Genomic DNA, 22,894 nt, shown 5'->3' with positions numbered 1-22,894 from the left:
GTCAGCCGCGGCGTGCGGCCGCCCGGCGCCGTGCGACGAAGACCGAGACGCCGCCGGCCGCGAGCAGGGCGCCGGCACCGGCCGCCAGGTACGGCGTGCTGGAGTTGCCGCCGGTCGCGGCGAGGTTGCCGTCGCCGTTCCCGGTGCCGGTCTGGGTGCTGACGCCGTCGCCGTCACCGGAGCCGGAGCCGTCACCCGAGCCGTCGCCGGACCCGCCCGAGCCGCCGGTGGCGCCCTCGGTCGCGCCGCCGTCACCGGTGCCCGGCTCCGGCTCTCCGTCACCGGAGCCGCCGGCGGGGCTCTCGCAGGTGGCCTCGACCAGGGTGATCGTGCCCTCCACCGCGGCGACGTCGAGCCGCTCCGGGGTGACGGACAGCTGGAGCTTCAGCGCCGTGGCGGCGGCGGTCGTCGCCGTGGTGCTGGTCTTCGCCAGGTCGAGCCGGACCGAGCCGACGCCCTCGACGTCGGCCCGCGCGGTGCCGCTCGCGCTCAGCTCGATCCGCTTGCCGAGGACCGTCACATGGCCGGGGATCTTCGAGTCGGCCTGCGGCTGCTGGCCGGCCGCGCAGACGGCGGTGGACGTGACCTGGTCGAGCTCGATCAGCGGGCGGTGCTTCAGGTTCAGGCCGGGCACGGAGACCCGGGCGTTGACGAGATTGGCCCGTCCCTCCGCCTTCCCGTCTCCGGTCGTGGCGTCCGCGGTGGCCACCTTCGCGTCCAGCATCGTGACGGGACGGCCCTGGTGGGCGCCCTTCACCCGGGCGGTGAGCAGGGTCTCCCTGGCCGACTCCGGGGCCTGGACCTCGTTGAGCGTGACGTTCAGCGGCACCCGGGTCCGGTCGAGCAGGGAGACCCCGAGGTCGGCGCGGAGCACGACCGCTCCGGCCTTGCCGTCACCTCCGGACGCGTACGCGGGCGCGGCACCGGCGAGGAGCACCGGGGCGGCGGCCAGGGCGGCGGCCGTCAGCGCGGCGGCGGTACGGCGCACGGGCGGGACGAAGGCATTGCTGTTCAAGGTGTGGAACCCCCACAAGAGAAATGGAGTCGCCGACGCGGCCCGGAGGCTTCGGCGCGGCGACCTCGACGCAACGCATACTTACGTACTGTCGGTGAACAGGCAGCAACATGGCGTGAGTTCACACCATCGGGTGGTTTCTGCGCTCGCGTTCGATCACAGGTCCGGAAGCCGGGCCGGCCCCGGAGCGGCAGCGCTCCGGGGCCGGGCCGGGTGCGGAGGAGCCCGCCGGACGGCGGCTCAGCCGATGACGCGGCCGCGCAGCACCACGTGCCGGGGTGCCGCCAGCACACGGACGTCCTCGCGCGGGTCGGCCTCGTACACGACCAGGTCCGCCGGGGCGCCCTCCGTCAGGCCGGGGCGCCCGAGCCATTCGCGCGCGCCCCAGGTGGCGGCCGACAGCGCCGCCGCGGCCGGCAGGCCGGCCTTCACCAGTTCGGCGACCTCCCCCGCGATCAGGCCGTGCGGGAGGGAGCCGCCCGCGTCCGTGCCGGCGAAGACGGGGATACCGGCCTCGTAGGCGGCGGCCACCGTCGCGTAGCGCCGCTCGTGGAGCCGCCGCATATGGTCCGACCAGCGGGGGAACTTCTCCTGCCCGCCGTCGGCGAGCCGCGGGAAGGTGGCGATGTTGACGAGGGTGGGGACGATGGCCACGCCGCGCTCGGCGAAGAGCGGGATGGTCTCCTCGGTCAGTCCGGTGGCGTGCTCGACGCAGTCGATGCCCGCCTCCACCAGATCGCGCAGGGAGTCCTCGGCGAAGCAGTGGGCGGTGACGCGGGCGCCGAGCCGGTGGGCCTCCGCGATGGCGGCCTCCACCTCGCCGCGCGGCCAGCAGGGGGCGAGGTCGCCGACGGCGCGGTCGATCCAGTCGCCGACGAGCTTGACCCAGCCGTCGCCGCGGCGCGCCTCCCGGGCGACGTACGCGACGAGGTCGCCCGGCTCGATCTCGTGGGCGTAGTTGCGGATGTAGCGGCGGGTGCGGGCGATGTGCCGGCCGGCGCGGATGATCCGCGGCAGGTCCTCGCGGTCGTCGATCCAGCGGGTGTCCGACGGGGAGCCGGCGTCCCGGATCAGCAGCGCTCCGGCGTCGCGGTCGGTCACGGCCTGCTTCTCGCCGGTCGAGTCGTCGACCGGGCCGTGGGCGTCCAGGCCGACGTGGCAGTGCGCGTCGACGAGCCCGGGGAGGACCCAGCCGGTGAGGGTGGTCACCTCCCGCGCGGCGGCGGGGGCCTCGTAGGTGATGCGGCCGTCCCGCACCCACAGCTCGTCCCGGACGTCCTCCGGGCCGAGGAGCACCCGTCCCTTGATGTGCAGCACCGTGCCTTCGCTCATGACAGGCACTCTACGAGCGGGCCGGTCCGTGCGGCGGGCCGGCCCGGTCCGGTGCGGGGTCCGGCGGCGGGAAGGGGCGGACGGACTCCGCGGCGGGCAGGTTCCGTGATTCCGGTGACAGTTTCGCGCATTCGCGCTATGTTCTCCTCAACGGAATTGCCAATTCTCCAAATGCGTAGGGTCCGGAACTCTTCTTCCCGGTTTCCCGTATCTCAAACACACGGATTCGTCACAGCCCCCAGCAGCCCCTCCCGCACCCGCGACCTGGGTTGTTACTGATATGTGACGCGATCCACAGGCCGCCCGGTTCTTCCGGGAATGAGCCCATATATCAGGGCACTCCGACCGGGTTTCGCGCGCCCGCACGACCGCGCCCGAATAACACAGACACCCCCGCCCGCGTAACCCCCCGCCCCGATGCATTTTCACTTTTTGCTCGGTAAATTGAATACGCATGACCGCCGCGCAAGCAGACCCCGCAGGTCCCCGTACGGAATTCCTGGAAATGCCGGAAGGACTCAAGCTCGACACGCCCCGCGTCGACGACGGAGCCGCGATCTGGCGCATCGCCCGCGACTCCGAGGTGCTCGACCTCAACTCGTCGTACAGCTACCTCCTGTGGTGCCGCGACTTCGCCGCCACCTCCGTGGTGGCCCGCGGCGCCGAGGGCGAGCCGGTCGGCTTCGTCACCGGATACGTCCGCCCCGAGGCCCCGGACACGCTCGTCGTGTGGCAGGTGGCCGTCGACGCGAGCCAGCGCGGGCGCGGCCTCGCCGGCGCGCTGCTCGACGGGCTGACCGAGCGGGTCGCCCGCGAGAAGGGCGTCCACCGGGTGGAGACCACGATCACCCCGGACAACACGGCGTCGAACCGCCTGTTCACCTCGTTCGCCGAGCGGCACGGCGCGGCCGTGGAGCGTGAGGTCCTGTTCGACCCGGGTCTGTTCCCCGAGGAGGGCCACCTGCCCGAGGTGCTGTACCGGATAGGCCCCCTTCCGTGGGCGGCGCCCCCGCGCTGACCCGGCCCCTCACCCCGGGCTCCGCACCCGAAGCCCCCGGAAACCCCGCCTCCGAGCCCTGACCACCCCCACCGACTTTCTTCACTCCCCAGACCACTCCCTGGAGTTCGCTGTGACCATCACCCCGCCCGCCCTGAGCGTCTTCGAGAGCCTGGAATCCGAGGTTCGCAGCTACTGCCGCGGCTGGCCGGCCGTGTTCGACCGGGCCAAGGGCAGCTACATGTACGACGAGGACGGCCACACCTACCTCGACTTCTTCTCCGGCGCCGGCGCCCTCAACTACGGCCACAACAACGAGGTGCTGAAACGCGCGCTGCTGGACTACCTGGAGCGCGACGGCGTCACGCACGGCCTGGACATGGGCACCACCGCCAAGCGGGCCTTCCTGGAGTCCTTCCAGAACACGGTCCTGCGGCCGCGCGACCTGCCGTACAAGGTCATGTTCCCCGGCCCGACCGGCACCAACGCCGTCGAGGCCGCGCTCAAGCTGGCCCGGAAGGTGAAGGGCCGCGAGGCGATCGTCTCCTTCACCAACGCCTTCCACGGCATGTCCCTCGGCTCGCTCGCCGTCACCGGCAACTCGATGAAGCGCGCCGGCGCCGGCATCCCGCTGGTGCACGGCACCCCGATGCCGTTCGACAACTACTTCGACGGCAAGGTCCCGGACTTCCTGTGGTTCGAGCGGCTGCTGGAGGACCAGGGCTCCGGGCTCAACCAGCCCGCCGCCGTCATCGTCGAGACGGTGCAGGGCGAGGGCGGCATCAACGTCGCCCGCGCCGACTGGCTGCGCGCCCTCGCCGACCTGTGCCGGCGCCGCGACATGCTGCTGATCGTCGACGACATCCAGATGGGCTGCGGCCGCACCGGTGCCTTCTTCTCCTTCGAGGAGGCGGGCATCACGCCGGACATCGTGACGCTGTCGAAGTCCATCAGCGGCTACGGGCTGCCGATGTCCCTGACCCTGTTCAAGCCGGAGCTGGACGTGTGGGAGCCGGGCGAGCACAACGGCACCTTCCGCGGCAACAACCCGGCCTTCGTGACGGCCGCCGCGGCCCTCGACACCTACTGGGCCGACGGCCAGATGGAGAAGCAGACCATCAGCCGCGGCGAGCAGGTCGAGCAGGCGCTCACGGCGATCGTCGAGGAGCACCCGCGGCTCGGCGGCCAGGTGCGCGGCCGCGGCCTGGTGTGGGGCATGGAGTTCACCGACAAGTCCCGCGCGAGCGCCGTCTGCAAGCGCGCCTTCGACCTGGGGCTGCTGGTCGAGACGTCCGGGCCGCAGAGCGAGGTCGTCAAGCTGCTGCCCGCGCTGACCACCACCCCCGAGGAGCTGGACGAGGGTCTGCGGATCCTCGCCCGGGCGGTGCGCGAGACGGTCTGAGCCGTCTCCCGGGGCAATCCGGCTCGTTCGCCGGGTTGCCCCGGGCCCGCGTATCGCCGACCGTAGAAACGAAAGGCAGAAGCACTGTGATCGTCCGATCCCTCAAGGACATCGAGGGCACCGACCGGCACGTCAAGTCGAAGTCGGGCACCTGGGAGAGCAAGCGCATACTCCTCGCCAAGGAGCGCGTCGGCTTCTCCCTGCACGAGACCACGCTCTACGCGGGGACCGAGACCAAGATGTGGTACGCCAACCACGTCGAGGCGGTGCTGTGCGTGGAGGGCGAGGCCGAACTCACCAACGAGGAAACGGGCGAGAAGCACTGGATCGAGCCCGGCACGATGTACCTCCTGGACGGGCACGAGCGCCACACGATGCGGCCCAAGACGGACTTCCGTTGCGTCTGCGTCTTCAACCCGCCGGTCACCGGCCGTGAGGACCACGACGAGAACGGTGTCTACCCGCTGCTCACCGAGCCCGAAGAGGGCTGATTCACCTCACCGAGGGAAACGGACGAAGCAGGGACGTAACGAGAGGAGAAGGTGCAGCACCATGACCATCGCACCCGAGCGGACGACCGATCTCTACCCGACCCGCGGCGCCACGGAGGTGGCCACCCCGCGCGTTGACCCGGTCGTGTGGTCGGCTCCCGGAACCCCCGGCCCGATCTCCGAGAACGACATCAGCGCCTTCGACCGCGACGGCTTCATGGCGATCGACCAGCTGATCACCCCCGACGAGGTCGCGGTCTACCGCGACGAGCTGAACCGGCTGGTCACCGACCCGAAGATGAAGGACGACGAGCGTTCGATCGTCGAGCCCAAGTCGCAGAAGGTCCGGTCGGTCTTCGAGGTGCACAAGATCAGCGAGGTCTTCGCCGGGCTGGTGCGCGACCCGCGGGTGCTGGACCGCGCCCGGCAGATCCTCGGCTCGGACGTCTACGTCCACCAGAGCCGGATCAACGTCAAGCCGGGGTTCGGGGCCTCCGGGTTCTACTGGCACTCGGACTTCGAGACCTGGCACGCCGAGGACGGCCTGCCGAACATGCGCACGGTGTCCGTCTCGATCGCGCTGACCGAGAACTACGACACCAACGGCGGTCTCATGATCATGCCGGGTTCGCACAAGACGTTCCTCGGCTGCGCCGGTGAGACCCCGAAGGACCACTACAAGCGGTCGCTGCAGATGCAGGACGCGGGCATCCCGTCCGACGAGGCGCTGTCCGGCTTCGCCGAGAAGCACGGCATCAAGCTGTTCACCGGCAAGGCCGGGTCGGCGACCTGGTTCGACTGCAACTGCATGCACGGCTCCGGTGACAACATCACGCCGTTCCCGCGGAGCAACGTCTTCATCGTCTTCAACAGCGTGGAGAACACGGCCGTGGAGCCGTTCGCGGCCCCCATCCGCCGGCCCGAGTTCCTCGGCGCCCGGGACTTCACGCCGCTGACATGACGAGATGACCCAGGCTCGCAGGGTGTGACCTGGGTCCGGGCCGTGGCCTCCTCACGAGAGGGGGAGGGGCGCGTCCGGATCGGGCTCCCACTGGGCGAGTGACGGCGGCCGCCGCCGGGAGGCGTTCCCGGCGGCGGCCGCCGTCGCGCCGTTGGGGGCCGGTGCCGGGTCAGGCCGGGGCGGCGGGCAGGCCGGAGAGCACGTCGAGCAGCCGGTCCACGTCGGCGGCGGTGTTGTAGAGGTGGAAGGCCGCCCGCAGGTTGCCGGCCCGGACCGCCACGTGGACGTCCGCCGCGGTGAGGGCCTCCTCGGCCCGGCCACCCAGCCCGGGGACCGCGACGATCGCGGAGCCGGGCCCGGGCAGCGGCTCGTACCCCAGCTCGGCCAGTCCGGCGCGGCAGCGCGCGGCGAGTGCGAGGTTGTGGGCCCGGATGGCCTCCGTGCCGGTCTCCTCGATGACGGCGAGGGCGTGCGGGGCCGCGAGATACGCCAGCAGCGCGTGGCTCTCGTCGAACCGGCGCGCGGAGCGGGCGAGCCGGCGCACCGGTCCGTAGCAGCTCTCCCAGGGGTCCTCCCCCGCGGTCCAGCCGGAGAAGACCGGCCGCAGGCCGCCGCCGTCCTCCGGGACGGTGAGGAAGGAGACCCCGCGCGGGCAGAGCAGCCACTTGTAGGAGCCGGTGACGGTGTAGTCGAAGTCGCCGGCGTTCAGCGGGAACCAGCCGGCGGCCTGGGTGGCGTCGACGAGCGTACGGGCGCCGTGGGCGCGGGCGGCCTCCCGGATCGCGGCCAGGTCGGCGACGCGGCCGTCGGCCGACTGGACGGCGCTGACGGCGACGAGCGCCGTGCCGGGCCGGACCGCGTCCGCCAGGGCGTCGAGCGGCACGCTGCGCAGCTTCAGGCCGGGGCGGACGGCGAAGGGGTTGACCAGGGAGCTGAAGTCCCCGTCGGCGACCAGGACTTCGGCCCCGTCCGGCAGGGAGCCGGCGATCAGCCCGACGTGCACGGCGACGGCTCCCGAGGTGGCCACCCGCCCGGGGTCCACGCCCACCAGGCGGGCGAAGGCCGCGCGGGCTCCGTCCACCGAGGGGAAGCCGAGCTCGGGGGTGGGGCGGCCGGCGACGGCGTTCGCGATCCCGTCCCGGAGGACGGCCGCGGCCTTCCGGGGCAGCAGTCCCATCGAGGCGGTGTTGAGATAGGTCGATTCCGGCGCGAAGTGCGGTGCTCCCAGACTGGTCTCCATGGGGAGCCACTATGCGGGGGACGCGGTCCGCCCGTCCACGGGGAAACGGCCGGGCCGCGGTCCCTCAGGCGTCCGCCGGGCGCGGCAGGGTCAGCTCGTCGCCGACGCCGACGCGGCGCAGGATGGCGGAGACGTGCTCGTACACCAGCCGGCGGGCGCGCGCGCCCTCGCCCCGGGACAGGGCCTCGGCGATCTCCCGGTGCTCGGCGATGTTGCTGTCCCGGTTCTCCGCCCCGGCGGTGGAGGCGGCGGCGACATGCAGGCTGCGGTCCCACAGCGTCTCGTGCATCCGGGCGACCACGGCGTTGCCCGCCGCCGCCACCAGTTCGCCGTGGAAACGCCGGGCCTGGAGCAGGGTGGCCTCGGAGGTGTCCCTCTTCTCCAGCAGCGGGGCGAGATCGCGGCCCAGGCGGCGCGCGTGCTCCCGGCCGCGGGCGACCACGGAGTCGATCGCGAAGATCTCCAGCAGCAGCCGGGCCTCCATGACCTCGCGCGCCTCCTCCAGATCCAGCGGGAGGACCAGCGCACCGTGCCGCGGGTAGAGACGCAGGGCGTTCTCCTCGACCAGGCGGCCGAAGGCGGCCTCGATGGCCGGAAGCGGCAGGCTCGTCTCCGCCGCGACCGCTTCCGGGCTGATGATCTGCCCCTGGGCGTAGCGGCCGTCCGTCATGCGCGTCCGGACGGCGTCGTACGCCTCGTGCACCGCGGCATTCCCTTCCGCCATGCCCCTATTGTCCCTTTTCGGCAGCGGGTGGCACTCCGCTTCCGCCGGGGAACGGGCGCGCTGTGCGGCCGCTTCCCGTTCTCCGCCCCGCACCCCCGGGTGCGCCCCCTCGGGCCCGCCCGTTACGCCGAACAGGTCCCGGGGCCCCCGGCCGGGGCGGGTGGCCGCCGGCCGGGGGCGGCTCCGGTCAGTGTTCCGGGCGGCCGTCGACGCGGCGCGGGAGGCCGAGCGGGTTGCCGTCCCTGAGCTCCGGGGGCAGCAGTGCCTGCGGCGTGTTCTGGTAGGCCACCGGGCGCAGCCAGCGCTCGATCGCTGTGGCGCCGACCGAGGTGGAGGTGGAGGTCGTGGCCGGGTAGGGGCCGCCGTGGTGCTGTGCGGGGGCCACGGCGACGCCGGTGGGCCAGCCGTTCACGAGCAGCCGGCCGGCCAGCGGGGTCAGCTCGGCGAGCAGCCGCGCCGCGAAGCCGTGCTCCTCCTCCGCCTCGCCCGTGCCGATGTGGACGGTGGCGGTGAGGTTGCCGGGCAGCCGCTCCAGGACCGCGGAGACCTCGGCCGCGTTCTCGTACCGGACGACGACGGTGACGGGGCCGAAGCACTCCTCCAGCAGCAGTGCGTGGACGTCGCCCTCGGCCAGCCGCGCCGCCGGAACGGTGAGGTACCCGGCGCCGACGGCCAGCTCACCGCTCTCGCCCGGGGTCACCGGGCTGCCGACTCCGGGGAGCCCCAGCCGCTCGCGCACTCCGCGGACGAAGTTGTCGCGCATCCGGGAGTCGAGCAGCACCCCCGCCCCGGTCTTGCCGACGGCATCGGTGAGGGCGGCCAGCAGCCGGTCCCCGGCCGCGCCCGAGGGGGTGAGCACCAGACCGGGCTTGACGCAGAACTGGCCGTGCCCGAGGGTCATCGACCCGGCCAGGCCGGCGCCGATCTCGTCGGCGCGCTCCTCCGCGGCGGCCCCGGTGACGACGACCGGGTTGAGACTGCCGAGCTCGCCGTGGAACGGGATGGGCACGGGGCGGGCGGCCGCCGCGTCGAAGAGTGCCCGGCCGCCGCGGACCGACCCGGTGAACCCGGCGGCCGAGACCAGTGGGTGCTTGATCAGCTCGACGCCCGCCTCGAAGCCGTGGACCAGGCGGACGACGTCCGCCGGCAGTCCGGCCCGGACGGCGGCGCGGCGCAGCACGGAGGCGCACAGCTCGGAGGTCGCCGGGTGGTCCGGGTGGGCCTTGACGACGACGGGGCAGCCCGCGGCGAGCGCGCTGGCCGTGTCGCCGCCGGGGACGGAGAAGGCGAGCGGAAAGTTGCTCGCGGAGTAGACGGCGACGACACCGAGCGGCACCTTGTGGCGGCGCAGGTCGGGGCGCGGGACCGGCTTGAGGTCCGGGACGGCGTGGTCGATCATCACGCCGAGGAAGGCCCCCTCGTCGACGAGGTCGGCGAACGCCCGGAGCTGGTACGTCGTCCGGGCGAGCTCCCCGGTGAGCCGGCCGGGGCCGAGCGCCGTCTCCGCGTCGGCGGCCTCGACGACATGGCCGGCGGACTCGTCCAGGAGGTCGGCGGCCGTGCGCAGGAAGGCGGTGCGCACGGCGCGGTCGGCGAGGCTGCCGCGCACCGCGTGAGCGGCGCGCACGGCCTCGTCGACCTCCGCGGGCGTGGCCTCGACGGCCACTTCCTCCCGCCGCTTCCCGGTCCGGGGGTCGACGCTCCACACGCTTGCGGCCACTGCGGTTCCTCCAGCTCGTTCCACTCGATGGCGTTCGAGATACTGAACGTTGTTCCTGATACTGAATACCCTGGACCCTATTTCCGGGCCGCCGAGGGGGTCAAGGCTCTCCCGTCCCCGGGACCACCGCTGGTGCCGGCCGGCCCGGCGGGCCCGGCCCCCCGCCCGGGGCCGGGCCCTGCCCGGTCAGCGCCGCCCGGCGCCCGCGTGCCGGGCCACCAGGTACGGGACGGCGCGCGGGTGGTCGACGCGGGGCCGGAGCCGGGGCGTCCAGCCCGCGTCGTCGCCGAGCCGCTCGTCGGGGACGGCGGCGTTGTGCACGGCGAGCAGGTCCACGGCCGCTCCGTTCACCAGGTTGTTCCGCTCGGTGAGGGCCGTGCCCTTCCAGCTCTTGATGACGTTCGCCGGGTCCACCGCGTCCGGCAGGGTGACGGCGTTCGCCTCGGCGACGAGGCGGGACTCGAAGCCGACGCCCCAGCTGTAGCCGTAGCGGCCGCCGGTCGTCAGATAGTGGTTGTTGTAGACGTCGACCCGGCCGAAGCGCACCCGGGGCGCCCGTTCGGTCACATCGCGGAAGAGGTTGTGGTGGAGGGTCACCCGCAGCCGGCCGCGGTCGGTGTCGCCCGCACCGTCGCTGTTGCCGATCATCAGGGTCTTGTCGTGGTCGGCGAAGACGTTCCAGGAGGCGGTGACCAGGTCGGCGCCGCGCACGATGTCCAGCTCGCCGTCGTGCTGCTGGTACAGCACCCCGAAGTGGTGCGGCTGCGCGCTGTCGGGACGGCGGCCGTCGGTGAAGGTGTTGTGGTCGATCCAGACGTGGCGGGAGCCGTACACGACGAGGTTGTCGTACTCGGAGTTCCAGTTGCCGTGGGCACCGTCGGTGGGGTCCCACTGCGGGAAGCAGTCGTACGCGTCCTCGAAGATGACGCCCTGGATGACGACGTTCTCGGCAGCCTTGACCTGGAGGCTTGCGCCGAGCAGACGGGCATGGGGACCCGCGCCGACGATGGTGGTGTTCGAGCCGACGGCCAGCCGCACCCGCGCCGCCTGCCGGGCGGCGGAGGCGGCGCGGGCGTCCTCCATCGGCCCGGAGGGGTCGGCGTCGCCCCAGGTGTCCGGGTGGTAGGCGGCGAGATAGCCGTCGAGGGAGTAACCGTCGGTGGCGTAGTCGGCGCAGGAGAGGGGGCGCCCGGCGTCGTCGGTGTTGGCGTCGATCGTGCCCGCGACGCGGATGACCTTGGGGGTGGGGTCGCCGCCGTTCAGCGCGGCGGCGAGCTCGGCCCGGCTGCGGACGGTGAAGACGTGGTCCGCGTCGGCGGCCGCACCACCGGTCGTGCCGCCCTCCGCCGAGGCCCAGCCGTCTCCGGCGGGCAGCACCGGCCGGTCGCCGCGCGGTGCGGGCACGGGGACGGGAGCAGAAGCGGACGGCCCGGCGGCCCCGGCGGGGACGGGGGCCAGGGCGAGCACGGCGCCGCACAGCAGAGCGGCGGCGGCACGCACGGGACATGACACTCTCGGCATGTCGGACTCCTGGGGGGGTGAGAGGGGAACGTACGGAAGGGAGGGGAGCCGGGGCGCCCGGCCGGGAAGCCGCGCGCCGGAGCCGCTCCCCGGGCGGGGGCCGCCCGCCGCCGCGGCCGGGGCGGCGGCGGTCACGACGGCGGGGACCGGTCGCGGAGCGGCGGGGCAGGGTGCGGCCGCCGCGTGCCCGCGGGACAGCTCACTGGTCCTGCTGCTCCGACCATTCCGCCCGGGCCTCGTTGAGGAGCCCGGCGAGCTTGTCCGCGAACTCCTTGGCGGTGATCTCGCCCAGCAGCAGTCTCTGGAAGTCCGGCTCGGTGCCGGCCTTGCTGATGTGGTTCCAGTCCGGCAGCTGGTACGGCAGCTGGACGATCCTCGTCTCGGGGTCGTTGACGGACTCCATCGCGGCCTGCACCGGCGCCGCGTCCTCGATCCAGGCGTCCCCGGCGGCGTCCGTGCGGGCCGGGATGGCGCCCGCCTCCTCGTTCCAGAGGCTGTTCATCTCGTGGGAGACGGCGAACTCGATGAACGTCCAGGCCGCGGCCTTGTTGTCGCTGCTGCGGAACAGCCCCAGCCCGTCGACCGGGTTGGACGGGATGGTGCGCGGCGCGCCCTCCGCCGAGGGCGGCAGCGGGATGCCGGCGATCCGGTCCTTCCCGAACGCCTTCACATGGTCGGGGTACGAGCCGAGGTTGTGCAGCAGCATCCCGATGTCGCCGCTGTCGAACTGGGCGACCATCTTGGTGAAGTCGTTGTTGAGGTCGGCGGCGGGCGTGGCCTTCTTGTAGAGGCCCACGTACTTCTCCAGCGCCTCGACGTTCTCCGGGGCGTTGACCGTGGTCTTCTCCCCCTTCCAGAAGGTGTCGATCCCGGACTGGGCGTACATCATGTCCAGGGCCTGGGCGACGGATCCGGCACCGCCGCGGAGGGTGAAGCCGAACTCGTTGGCGTCCGCGTCGGTCAGCTTCTCCGCCGCCTCGTAGAACGTCTCCCAGTCGTCGGGCGCGTCCAGCCCCGCCTTCTCGAAGAGGTCCGTGCGGTACCACAGGACGCTCTGGTTGGCGGAGGTCGGGACGGAGAACATCTCCTCGCCCTCACCGCCCGCGGCACGGACGCTCTCCACCATGCCGTGCGACAGCGTGCCGCCCAGCGGGCCCTCTTCGATGCGGTCACCGACCGGTTCCAGCGCGCCCTGCGCGACCATGTTCGCCAGATCCGCGGTCTTGACGCCGCCGACGTCCGGCAGCCCGCCGCCGGCGATCGCGGTGTCGTACTTCTGCTGCACCTCGGTGATCGGCACGGGCACGTACGTGACGTCGATGTCCGGGTGCTTCTTCTCGAACGCGGCGATGATCTTCTTCCAGACGGGGGTGCGGACCCCGCCGTTGTTGTCCCAGAACTCGACGGTGCCCTTGCCGTCGCCCTCTCCCCCGGCCGCGTCGCCGGAGTCCCCGCAGGCGCCCGCCGTCAGGGCGAGTACGGCGGTCAGGGCCACGGCCGCCGCGGGCCGTATCGCTCTCGCGGGGCGCGGGCCCGGGCGCTGGGGTCGGTGTGCTGTCGTCATGCCGGCTCTCCTCGGTTCTCGGTCCTCGGTTCGACGTTCTCGATGTGCTGCTGCCATGCCGCCTGCTGCGGTACCGCCGTGCCGGTGCGCTCCGCCGCCGCGGCCGGTACGGCCCAGTCCGCGCCCAGTTCGGAGAAGAGCGAGAGGGTCTCGGCACCGGCCTCGACCAGCGCGTCGACCCCCGCGACCACCCGGCGCGGCGCCGTGCCGCCGGTGCGCCGGGCCGGGCCGTCCGCCCGGTGCCAGTCGGGCTCGCGCAGCCGCACCGGCGGCGGCGCCGTCCGGACCGCCTCGACGACGCGGGTGAACGCGCCGGTGCGGTCCACCGGCACGAGCAGGGGCGAGCCGGTGGCCAGATGGGCGAGCAGGTCCTCCAGGAGATCCGTCCGCCCGTACCGGCGTTCCTCCGGCGGGTGTCCGGCGCGCCGCAGCAGCACCCGGTCCCGCGTGTACCAGAAGGTGATCCGGCCCCGGTCGCCGTGGACGATCAGATACGGGTCGGACGACCGCTCGGCGCAGAGGGTGACGGCCACGGTGATCCGGGTGCCGCGCACCGTGGTGAGCCGCAGGCAGGAGGTGTCGTCCGCCTCGATCTCGTGGGCCCGGTACTGCTCCAGTTCGATCCCGGCCAGGTCCTCGGCCCGGTCGCTGCCGTCGATGCGGAGCGCCGTGGCGACGGCGTGCGCGAGGGGGTTGGTGAGGACGCCGTCGACGACGTCCCGGCCGCCGAGGGCCCGCCGCCCGGCCCAGGGGGCGCGGGTGTAGTAGTCCTCGCCGCGCACCCAGGCTCCCGCACCGCCGATGCCGCGCACCCGGCCGACGGCCCCGCCGCCGATCAGCTCCGCGATGGCGTCCAGGGCGTGTGAACCCAGCGACTGGAAGCCGATCTGGCAGGCGGTGCCGGCGGCCGCGACGCCCTCGGTGAGCCGCAGGAACTCCGCGTACGAGGGCGTCGGCGGCTTCTCCAGCAGCAGGTGGGAGCCGGCGCGGGCGGCGGTGAGCGCCAGTTCGGTGTGGGTGTGGATCGGCGTGCAGACGACGGTGATCCGCGCGCCGGTGCGCTCCAGCAGCCCGGCGAGGTCCGGGGACTGCTCGACCCCGTCGAATCCGGCCAGTTCCGCCGCGGCGAGGGGCCGGGGTTCGCACACCCCGGCGAGCCGGACCCGTCCGGCCGCCGCGAGCCGCCGCAGGTTCTCCAGGTGCCAGGAGCCGTGGCCGCGCCCCCCGGCGAGCACCACGGGCACCGGCCCGTCCGGGCCGCCCGCGGGTCCGGGGCCGGGCCCGGCCTCCGGTACGGTGCCCGGCCCGGCGTTCGCTCCGTCAACTGCCGTCATGTCATTCTCCGATGCGCTGTTCCCGGCCGCCCGCGGGCGGCTCAGCCCTTGACCGCCCCGGCACTGAAGCCGGCGATGAGCCACTTCTGGATGAAGGCGAAGACGATCACCACGGGCACGGCGGCCACGACACCGCCCGCGGCCAGTGCGCCCAGGTCGACGCTCTCCGCGCCGATCGTGTAGTTGAGTCCGACGGGGATCGTGTACTTCTCCTGCGAACTGAGGAACATCAGTGCGAAGAGGAAGTGGTTCCAGCTGTGCACGAAGGCGAAGGAACCGACCGCGATCAGTCCCGGCCGCAGCAGCGGCAGCACCACCGCGCAGAAGGCGCGGAAGCGCCCGCAGCCGTCGACCCAGGCGGCCTCCTCCAGCTCGGCCGGCACATTGCGGATGAAACCGCTGATGAGGATGAGCGAGAGCGGCAGCTGGAAGACCGTCTCGGCGATGACCACGCTCCACAGCGAGTTGACGAGGGCCAGCTCCCGGAAGATCTCGAAGAGCGGTACGAGCATCAGCGCGCCCGGGATGAACTGCGAGCACAGCAGCGCCAGCATGAAGCCGTTCCGCCCCCGGAACCGGAACCGGGCCAGCGCGTAGCCGCCGGCCAGCGCCACGGCCGTCGTCATCAGCAGGGACGCGACGCCGACCAGCAGGCTGTTGCGGAAGAAGACCGCGAACCCGAGGTCGTTCCACACCTTGTCGAAGTGCGCGGCCGTGGCCGGCCAGGGCACCAGCGAGGTGGAACCCGCCGGCCGCAGGGCGAACAGCAGCATCCAGTAGAACGGCACCAGGGTGAAGAGCAGATACAGCCCCAGCGGCAGGTGGATCTGCCAGCGCGGCGTGCGGTCCCCGGCCGCGCCGCCGCCGGTGCCGGGGCCGCGCCGGAAGCGGCGCGCGGGCGGCGCGCTTCCGGAGTGCGCTCCGGCGCGCACCCGGGTGGCCGCGCCCTGCTCGGTGATGGCGGTGGTGGTCATGAGCGGTCGCCTCCGAACTTGCTGAGCCGCAGGTAGAGGATCGAGCAGAAGAGGAGGATCACGAACGCGACGGTGGTGAGCGCGGAGGCATAGCCGAAGTCGTGACCGTGGATACCGGTGTTGGCGACGTAGAGCGGCAGCGTGGTGGTCGCGCCGGCCGGCCCGCCCCCGGTGAGGGTGTAGAGCAGGTCGACGTTGTTGAACTCCCACACCGCCCGCAGCAGGGTGGAGAGGACGATCGCGTCCTTGAGGTGCGGCAGGGTGATGTGCAGGAACTGCCGCGTCCGCCCGGCGCCGTCGACGGAGGCCGCCTCGTACAGATCCCGGGGGATGGACTGCAGGTCGGCCAGGATGAGGATGGCGAAGAAGGGGACACCGCGCCAGAGTTCGGCGAGGACGGCGGCCCAGAAGACGGTCCCGGGGTCGGAGAGCACCGAGGTGCCGTACGAGCCGACACCGGCGTCCGCCAGATAGCGGCTGACCCCGGTGGACGGGTTGTAGAGCAGCATCCAGATGGTGGTGGTCAGCACGCCGGAGACGGCCCAGGGGGAGAAGACCAGGGCCCGGGAGATGCCGCGGCCCACGAACGTCTGGTTGACGATGAGCGCCAGTGCCAGGCCCAGGGCGAGCTGGAGGGAGACCTCGGTGCCGACCCACTGGGCGCTGAAGACCAGGCTCTGCCAGAAGAGGTCGTCGGCGAGGAGGGCGGAGAAGTTGTCGAGCCCGGCGAAGCCGTTCCGCCAGGGCTTGGTGACGTTGTAGTGCCGCAGGCTGTAGTAGAGGACGCTGATCATGGGATAGGCCAGGAAGCCCAGCATGAGCAGCACGGCCGGTGAGATCAGCAGATACGGGAGACGGGCCGGGCCGCCCGCCCGGCGGCGGCCGGTCCCGCGGGGTTCTTTCGCCACGGCGAGGGCCATGACTGCTCCTTCGGTCGAGCGGGGCGAGCGGTACGGGTGTCGGAGGGGGTGCGCCGGCGAGGGGTTAAGCGCTTACTGCGCGGGGTGCGGCGGCTCCGTTCGCGGGACGGGGACGGGACGGTGCGGGGCGGCACGGGGCGGGGACGCGGGCTTGCGCGGGAGCAGGGGCGGGGGCTGGGGCGGGGGCTGGGGCGCGGCGCGCGCCGCTAGCCCGCGTAGGGTTCGGGGACCTCGCCGGGCCGGGCCAGGAAGTCGAAGTCGCAGCCGGTGTCGGCCTGGGTGATGTGCCGCTGGTACAGCGCGCCGTAGCCGCGCCCGTACCGGTCCGGCGACGGCCGCAGTGCCTCGCGGCGGCGGGCGAGTTCGGCCTCGTCCACCTCCAGGCGCAGCAGCCGCGCCGGCACGTCGAGGGTGACGGGATCCCCGGTGCGGACCAGGGCCAGCGGCCCGCCGGCGTGCGACTCCGGGGCGATGTGCAGCACGCAGGCGCCGTAACTGGTGCCGCTCATCCGGGCGTCGGAGAGCCGCACCATGTCCCGCACCCCCTCCTTGAGCAGATGCGCGGGGATCGGCAGCATCCCGTACTCGGGCATCCCGGGGCCGCCGAGCGGGCCGGAGCCGCGGAGCACGAGCACGCTGGCGGCGGTGATGCCGAGCGCGGGATCGTCGATCCGCTCCTGCAACTGCCGGTAGTCGTCGAACACGACGGCGGGGCCGGTGTGCCGCAGCAGCCGGGGATCGGCGGCGATGTGCTTGATCACGGCCCCGTCGGGGGCGAGGTTGCCGCGCAGCACGGCGATACCGCCCTCCGCAGCGAGCGGGCGGTCCACCGGGCGGATGACGTCGTCGTCGTGGACCAGCGCCCCGGCGATCTGCTGCCGCAGCGTGGTGTGGGCGGCGGTGGGCCGGTCGAGGTGGAGGTGCCCGGCCTCGGCGAGCCGCCCCAGCAGGCCCGGCAGCCCGCCCGCGTAGTGGAAGTCCTCCATCAGATACGCCCCGCCGGGGCGGAGGTTGGCGAGGACGGGCACCCGCCGGGCGATGGTGTCGAAGTCGTCCGGGGTGAGCTTCACGCCCGAGCGGCCGGCCATCGCGATCAGATGGATGATGGCGTTGGTCGAGCCGCCGAGTGACACGGCGGTCGTGATCGCGTCCTCGTACGCCTCGCGGGTCAGGATCTCGGGCAACCGCAGGTCCCGCCGCACCAGGTCGACGGCGAGGCGCCCGGCGGCGGCGGCCATCCGGCTGTGCCCGGAGTCCACGGCGGGGATCGAGGAGGCACCGGGCACGGTCACCCCGAGGACCTCGGCGACGGCCGTCATGGTGGAGGCGGTGCCCATGGTCATGCAGTGGCCCGGCGAACGGGCCAGCCCGCACTCCAGTTCGGCCAGTTCGCGGTCGCCGATGAGCCCGGCGCGCTTGTCGTCCCAGTACTTCCACATGTCGGTGCCGGAGCCGAGGGTCTCGCCGCGCCAGTGACCGCGCAGCATCGGCCCGGCCGGGACGAAGACGGCGGGCAGCCCGGCGGAGGCGGCCCCCATCAGCAGCGCCGGGGTGGTCTTGTCGCAGCCGCCCATGAGCACGGCGCCGTCCACCGGGTAGGAGCGCAGCAGCTCCTCGGTCTCCATCGCCAGCAGATTCCGGTAGAGCATGGGCGTCGGCTTCTGGAAGGTCTCCGAGAGCGTGGCCACCGGGAACTCCAGCGGGAAACCGCCCGCCTGCCAGACGCCCCGCTTCACGGCCCCGGCCCGCTCGCGCAGGTGCTGGTGGCAGGGGTTGATGTCGCTCCAGGTGTTGAGGACCGCGACGACCGGTTTGCCCAGGTGTTCCTCGGGGAGGTAGCCGAGCTGCCGGGTGCGGGCCCGGTGGCTGAAGGCGCGCAGGCCCCCGGTGCCGTACCAGGCGTGGCTGCGCAGCTCCTCCGGGCCGCGCCCCCGTTCGGGCCGGGCGGCGCCGTCCGCGGCCGCGCCGGCGTTGCCGGGGCCGCCGGTCACAGGTCCCACCCCGCCAGCAGCGAGGCGACCCGGCCGCGTTCCGGCTCGGGCAGCGGCCGGCTGGGCGGCCGCACCGCGCGCCGGCAGAGACCGAGGACGGCCATCGCCTCCTTGACGACGCTGACGTTGTTCGCCGACTGCCGCTCCGCGCGCAGCTCCTCGAACTCCCGTACGCGCTCCCAGACCGCCATGGCGGCGGCGTAGTCCCCGGCGCGCAGCGCCACCAGCATCGCCAGCGACAGCCGGGGGGCGACATTGACCAGGCCGGAGGTGAAACCGGTGGCCCCCACCGCCCAGTACGCCGGCGCGTACAGTTCGGCCAGCCCGGCGACCCAGGTGAAGCGGTCCAGGCCCGCGTCCCGGGCGACGGCCGCGAACCGTGCGGCGTCCGGCACCGCGTACTTCACGCCCACCACATTGGGGCAGAGCCCGCCGAGCCGGGCGATGCGTTCCCCGTCCAGCCGCTCGGTGCGGATGTACGGGACGACGCCCAGTTCGGGCACCGCCTCGGCGATGGCGCGGTGGTAGTCGACCCAGCCGTCCTGCGACACGTAGGGGTGCACCGGCTGATGGACCATCACCATCTCGGCGCCGCAGTCCCGCGCGTGCCGGGCGGCGCCGACGGCGGTCGGCACGTCGTGGCCGACCCCGACCACGACGGTGGCCTGCCCGGCGGTCTCCGCCAGGGTGTCCTCGACGACGGTGCGCCGCTCCCCGGGGGTCAGGGCGTAGAACTCCCCGGTGTTGCCGTTCGGGGTGACGGTGACGACTCCCCCGTCGAGCAGCCGGCGCAGCAGCGCGCGGTATGCCGCCCGTTCGACGCGGCCGTCCGCGTCGAACGGCGTCACCGGTATCGCCACGACCTCGGCGAGAGCCGCTTTCAGCCGTGCCTGGTCCATGCTGTCCGCCCTTTCCGTGCGCGGCGCGTGCCGCGGTCTGTGCTCCGGGCCCCCGGTGCGCGGGCGGCCCGTGGCCTGGATGGCGGCCCGCCGGCATGTTCCTGCGCCGGGCCGCCGGTGCGGTGCTGTGCGGTGCGGGGTGGTGCGGGTGCGAGGTGGTGCGGTGCGGGTGCTGTTCGTGCGCCGGGCCGGGTAGCGCCCGGCGGACGGGGGCCGCCGCCGGCCGGTACGGCCGTGATGCGGTTCTGCCGTGGTGCGGTTCTGCCGTAATGCGGTCGTCGTGCGGTACGGGGGTGGTGCTGCGCGCGGTCCGGGCGGGGCCGTCGCCGGCCGGCCGCCGCCCGGGCCGCGGGTCAGGAACCGGCGGTCCGCTCCGGCGCCACCGGATCCGGTACGGCCGGATCCGGTACGGCGTCCGGGAAGGCCCGCCGCACAAAGGAGCCGATGTGCTCGTGGAGCAGCCGTGCCGCGCCGTCCGCGTCCCCCGCGAGCGCCGTCCGCAGGATCTCCCGGTGCTCGCGCGCCTCCCGCTCCCAGGACGGCACCGACGCCCAGGCGACCGCCGACACCAGGGCCGCCTGGTCGCGCAGGTCGTCGAGCATCCGGGCCAGCAGCGGATTGCCGCACGGCAGGTACAGCGCCCGGTGGAAGTCCCGGTTGGCCAGGCTCCGGTCGGCCCGGTCGGAGGAGTGGTCGGCCCGCTCCAGGGCCTCCCGGGCCGCGTCCAGCGACGCCTCCCGGAGGACCGAGCGGCGCAGCGCCTCCGGTTCCAGCAGCAGCCGGACGTCGTACACCTCCCGGGCCATGGCGGCGTCCACGGTCCGTACGGTGACGCCCTTGTACTGGTTCATGACGACGAGTCCGGAGCCCGCGAGCGTCTTCAGGGCCTCCCGGACCGGGGTCTTGGAGACCCCGAACCGCTGTGCCAGCTCCGTCTCCACCAGCGGCTGGCCGGGGCTCAGCCGGCCGGTGAGGATGCCGTGCTTGACCGCTTCCAGCACGACCTGCGTGCGGGAGGGGATCGGGGCCGGGGTAGCGGAAAGCGGACCGGGCACGGTGACCACGACGTTCTCCGATCTCGCGTATCGCGTCTGATATATGACATACGAGGGACGACGCGATGAAGTTAGGGCCGCACCGCCCTCCCGTCAATGCCCCGCGCAGAAAGAGCTTTCCGCGGTCCCCGGAGAACCCGGGGACGCCAACCGCCCCGCCCCGCGCCCCGGTTCAGGCCAGCACCGCCCGGACCTGCGCGAGGTCGGTGTCGGAGGCCAGTCCGGCGTGGTAGAGCCGGAGTTCGTCCGCGCCCAGCTCCGCCGCATGGGCCGCGTCCGCCGCCAGGGTGCCCGGGCTGCCGCCCATACCGGAGACGACCGCGAAGTTCGCCGCGAGGACGGCCCCTTCGGTCCGCACCCGGGCGAACGGCCCCAGAACGGCGGCCCGTTCGACCCGCCCCGCGGCACCGCCCGCGCAGGGCAGCACGGCACCGTCCGCGACGTCCAGCAGGTCCGCCGGGTCCGCGCCGGCGTTGGCTCCGCACCGGTGCCAGGCCGGGTCCGCGTGCAGCAGCACCCGGAACCCCGGCCGCGCCGCCCGGCGCACCGCCGCGACCGCCGCCCGCCGGAAGGCGTCCGCGACCCCCGTGCGCCAGCGGCGCGTCGCGTCCGCCGGTTCCTCGCCGAGCAGCTTCTCCACCGCCGCCCACTCCGCCCCGCGGTCGCCGGGCGGTCCCGTCTCCGGTCCGGGTTCCCCGCGCCACAGCGGTTCCAGGGCCGTCACCACCGCGGCCCGCAGCCGCTCCGGATCGGCGCCCGCCCCGGCGTACCCCTCCTCGCACACCGCGCAGAAGCAGAGCGACATCAGGTAGTGCCCCGCGCCGCCGAGCGCGACCCCCGCCGTCTTGTCGTGCGCGTGCAGATGCGCCAGGCCGTACCAGCCGCAGGACTCCAGTTCGGTGCCGCGCGCCCCCGGCCGCACGGCGGCCTCGGCGGCCAGCGCGACCGCGTAGTCCCGCACCTCGGGCCGGGCGATGCAGGGCGCCCACGGATACCGGTCGCCGTAGGCGTTGCGCACGGAGGTCTCCGGATGCTCCTCGCCCAGCCGGGAGTTGTGCGCCAGCACCACCCAGCTGTGCACCTCCAGTCCCGCCCCGGCCAGCGCCTCCGCCGCCTCCCCGAACGGGTCGGGGCCCTCCGTCCACCGCTGCTCGTACGGCCGCAGCGCGCGCCCCGACCAGCGGACCGGGTCGGGTGGGTAGAGCACCGCCGCGTGCCGTGCCGTGACGATCCGGTGCCGTGGATGACGGGGTGTCAGAGCCCGGGTGGCGTGGTAGGCGGAGGCCAGCGTCACCTGCCGCACCCCCAGCCGGGCCACCCGCACCGGGGCGTACGGATCGCCGACCACGTCCCAGGGGTAGAGAAAGGCCGAGGCTCGCATGTCGTCTCCTCACCGGCCGCCGGCCGTCCGGCCGGCGGACCCGTCCGCGGAAGCGGTCACGCTAGGACGGGCCCCGAAGGCGGTCAAGAGAGCGCCGACGAGGGGATGACAGCGCTTACTGCGCGATGGCAGAGTCTGTCGCGGAGATCGCCCACCCGCTCCGCCGCGCACGGCTGCGCACGACGTCCGCCCCGAACCGGCCCCCGGCCCGCCGGCCGCCGCCCTCCCGAGGAGACACCGCCATGCCCGCAGACCGCACCGTCCTGCTCACCGGCGCCGCCGGCGGCCTCGGCACCCTGATGCGCGACCTGCTGCCCCCGTACGGCTACACCCTCCGGCTGCTCGACCGCGTCCCCGTAGCCGGCGTCCCCGACGGCACCGTCTCCATCACGGCCGACCTCGCCGACCGGGACGCGCTCCGCGAAGCGGTCCGCGGCGTCGACGCCATCGTCCACCTCGCCGGGATCTCCCTCGAATCCACCTTCGAGAAGATCCTCGACTCCAACGTCCGCGGCACCTACCACCTCTACGAGGCCGCCCGCGAGGAAGGCGTGCGCCGCGTGGTCTTCGCCTCCAGCAACCACGCCGTCGGCTTCCTCCCCCGCCCGGCCGGCGAGGACACCGCGCCGCTGCCCGTCGAGGCCCCCCACCGGCCCGACACCTTCTACGGCCTCTCCAAGTGCTTCGGCGAGGACCTGGCCTCCCTCTACTGGGACAAGCACGGCATCGAGACCGTCTCCGTCCGCATCGGCTCCTGCTTCCCGGAGCCCACCACGGTGCGGATGCTCTCGCTCTGGCTGAGCCCGCCCGACGCCGCCCGGCTGCTGCACGCGGCACTGACCGCCCGGGACGTCGGCCACACCGTCGTCTACGGCAGCTCCGCCAACACCCGCCTGTGGTGGGACCTCTCCTCCGCGCGGGCGCTGGGCTACGAGCCGCGGGACGACTCGGAGCCGTACGCGGCGAAGCTCCTCGCGGAACAGGGCGGACTCGACCCGGCCGACCCCGACCACGCCCACCTGGGCGGCCACTTCTGCACCAACCCGCCCCGCTGGCCGCACTGACCACCCGGCCGCCGGACGGGGGCACGGGCCGGGCCTCAGGCCGGAGGTCCGGAATCCGCGCTCCGCGAGGCGGCGCAGAGGGCCGCCAGATATTCGTCCACGGGCTGGACGCGTCCGGAGAGGGGTCGCCATCTGCTGGTCCTCGAAGTCGGGTAAGTGAGCGTAACCATGTATGAGTGAGGGTCGTTGTCAGAGCGTGAATCTGACGGAATGGGCGAAGACGCAGGGCGTGCATCCGCAGACCGCGTATCGCTGGTTCCGTGAGGGGATGTTGCCGGTACCGGCTCAGCGGGTCGGGCCACGCACGAT

19 protein-coding genes and 1 pseudogene are annotated in these 22,894 nt (G+C 73.5%); 6 read left to right on the top strand and 14 right to left on the bottom strand.

The window, feature by feature from the left end; genetic code table 11:
- Window position 1: 1 nt before the first annotated feature.
- Both KBZ10_RS19660 and KBZ10_RS19655 read right to left on the bottom strand, forming a co-directional pair.
- Entirely contained in the window at window positions 2-1,015 is a 1,014-nt protein-coding gene (locus KBZ10_RS19660) for an SCO1860 family LAETG-anchored protein (RefSeq protein WP_210988976.1), read from the bottom strand.
- Window positions 1,016-1,255: 240 nt separating this feature from the next.
- The gene (locus KBZ10_RS19655) at window positions 1,256-2,347 is read right to left on the bottom strand and encodes an amidohydrolase family protein (RefSeq protein WP_210988975.1); all 1,092 of its coding nucleotides are present in this window, start codon (window positions 2,345-2,347) and stop codon (window positions 1,256-1,258) included.
- Window positions 2,348-2,801: 454 nt separating this feature from the next.
- Between KBZ10_RS19655 and ectA the strand changes: the two genes are divergently transcribed.
- The 4 genes from ectA (at window position 2,802) to thpD (ending at window position 6,198) form a co-directional block, all read left to right on the top strand.
- Window positions 2,802-3,365, top strand: coding sequence for a diaminobutyrate acetyltransferase (gene ectA, locus KBZ10_RS19650; protein WP_210988974.1), 564 nt, complete (start codon window positions 2,802-2,804; stop codon window positions 3,363-3,365).
- Between the two features lie 112 nt (window positions 3,366-3,477).
- The gene (ectB, locus tag KBZ10_RS19645; protein WP_210988973.1) at window positions 3,478-4,746 is read left to right on the top strand and encodes a diaminobutyrate--2-oxoglutarate transaminase; all 1,269 of its coding nucleotides are present in this window, start codon (window positions 3,478-3,480) and stop codon (window positions 4,744-4,746) included.
- An 86-nt stretch (window positions 4,747-4,832) separates the two neighbouring features.
- On the top strand, window positions 4,833-5,237 hold the full coding sequence (locus tag KBZ10_RS19640) for an ectoine synthase (RefSeq protein ID WP_210988972.1): 405 nt from the start codon (window positions 4,833-4,835) through the stop codon (window positions 5,235-5,237).
- A gap of 61 nt (window positions 5,238-5,298) precedes the next feature.
- Window positions 5,299-6,198, top strand: a complete 900-nt coding sequence (gene thpD, locus KBZ10_RS19635; protein WP_210988971.1) for an ectoine hydroxylase — start codon at window positions 5,299-5,301, stop codon at window positions 6,196-6,198.
- 169 nt (window positions 6,199-6,367) lie between these two features.
- On the opposite strand, the gene KBZ10_RS19630 is transcribed toward thpD, so the two are convergent.
- The 12 genes from KBZ10_RS19630 to KBZ10_RS19575 form a co-directional block, all read right to left on the bottom strand.
- Complete coding sequence (locus tag KBZ10_RS19630) at window positions 6,368-7,438, bottom strand: aminotransferase class V-fold PLP-dependent enzyme (RefSeq protein WP_210988970.1); 1,071 nt, start codon at window positions 7,436-7,438, stop codon at window positions 6,368-6,370.
- A gap of 64 nt (window positions 7,439-7,502) precedes the next feature.
- Window positions 7,503-8,162: a GntR family transcriptional regulator gene (locus KBZ10_RS19625; protein WP_210988969.1), complete on the bottom strand. Its 660-nt coding sequence runs from the start codon at window positions 8,160-8,162 to the stop codon at window positions 7,503-7,505.
- A 187-nt stretch (window positions 8,163-8,349) separates the two neighbouring features.
- Window positions 8,350-9,882, bottom strand: coding sequence for an aldehyde dehydrogenase (NADP(+)) (locus KBZ10_RS19620; protein ID WP_210988968.1), 1,533 nt, complete (start codon window positions 9,880-9,882; stop codon window positions 8,350-8,352).
- Between the two features lie 186 nt (window positions 9,883-10,068).
- The gene (locus KBZ10_RS19615; RefSeq protein ID WP_210988967.1) at window positions 10,069-11,403 is read right to left on the bottom strand and encodes a polysaccharide lyase family 1 protein; all 1,335 of its coding nucleotides are present in this window, start codon (window positions 11,401-11,403) and stop codon (window positions 10,069-10,071) included.
- A gap of 199 nt (window positions 11,404-11,602) precedes the next feature.
- The gene (locus KBZ10_RS19610; RefSeq protein ID WP_210988966.1) at window positions 11,603-12,967 is read right to left on the bottom strand and encodes a sugar ABC transporter substrate-binding protein; all 1,365 of its coding nucleotides are present in this window, start codon (window positions 12,965-12,967) and stop codon (window positions 11,603-11,605) included.
- The gene (locus tag KBZ10_RS19605; RefSeq protein WP_210988965.1) at window positions 12,964-14,301 is read right to left on the bottom strand and encodes a Gfo/Idh/MocA family protein; all 1,338 of its coding nucleotides are present in this window, start codon (window positions 14,299-14,301) and stop codon (window positions 12,964-12,966) included. Before KBZ10_RS19605 ends, KBZ10_RS19610 begins: the two co-directional genes overlap by 4 nt.
- 41 nt (window positions 14,302-14,342) lie before the next feature.
- On the bottom strand, window positions 14,343-15,275 hold the full coding sequence (locus tag KBZ10_RS19600) for a carbohydrate ABC transporter permease (RefSeq protein ID WP_210988964.1): 933 nt from the start codon (window positions 15,273-15,275) through the stop codon (window positions 14,343-14,345).
- Complete coding sequence (locus tag KBZ10_RS19595; protein WP_210988963.1) at window positions 15,272-16,195, bottom strand: carbohydrate ABC transporter permease; 924 nt, start codon at window positions 16,193-16,195, stop codon at window positions 15,272-15,274. Before KBZ10_RS19595 ends, KBZ10_RS19600 begins: the two co-directional genes overlap by 4 nt.
- Window positions 16,196-16,401: 206 nt before the next feature.
- Entirely contained in the window at window positions 16,402-18,108 is a 1,707-nt protein-coding gene (gene araD / locus KBZ10_RS19590; protein ID WP_247702659.1) for an L-arabinonate dehydratase, read from the bottom strand.
- A 74-nt stretch (window positions 18,109-18,182) separates the two neighbouring features.
- The gene (locus KBZ10_RS19585) at window positions 18,183-19,085 is read right to left on the bottom strand and encodes a dihydrodipicolinate synthase family protein (RefSeq protein WP_210988962.1); all 903 of its coding nucleotides are present in this window, start codon (window positions 19,083-19,085) and stop codon (window positions 18,183-18,185) included.
- 353 nt (window positions 19,086-19,438) lie between these two features.
- Window positions 19,439-20,140, bottom strand: coding sequence for a GntR family transcriptional regulator (locus KBZ10_RS19580; protein WP_210989048.1), 702 nt, complete (start codon window positions 20,138-20,140; stop codon window positions 19,439-19,441).
- 172 nt (window positions 20,141-20,312) lie between these two features.
- Window positions 20,313-21,521 carry a hypothetical protein gene (locus KBZ10_RS19575; RefSeq protein WP_210988961.1) on the bottom strand — a complete coding sequence of 403 codons (1,209 nt, stop codon included), beginning with the start codon at window positions 21,519-21,521 and terminating at the stop codon, window positions 20,313-20,315.
- 242 nt (window positions 21,522-21,763) lie between these two features.
- On the opposite strand from KBZ10_RS19575, the gene KBZ10_RS19570 reads away from it, so the two are divergent.
- Window positions 21,764-22,585 carry an NAD(P)-dependent oxidoreductase gene (locus KBZ10_RS19570; RefSeq protein WP_210988960.1) on the top strand — a complete coding sequence of 274 codons (822 nt, stop codon included), beginning with the start codon at window positions 21,764-21,766 and terminating at the stop codon, window positions 22,583-22,585.
- A gap of 196 nt (window positions 22,586-22,781) precedes the next feature.
- Window positions 22,782-22,894: pseudogene (locus KBZ10_RS30345) on the top strand (IS607 family transposase); the annotation flags it as partial.

Source organism: Streptomyces sp. F63, from assembly GCF_018070345.1.
Lineage (GTDB): Bacteria > Actinomycetota > Actinomycetes > Streptomycetales > Streptomycetaceae > Streptomyces.
This window is presented reverse-complemented; position numbering and strand designations above follow the sequence as displayed.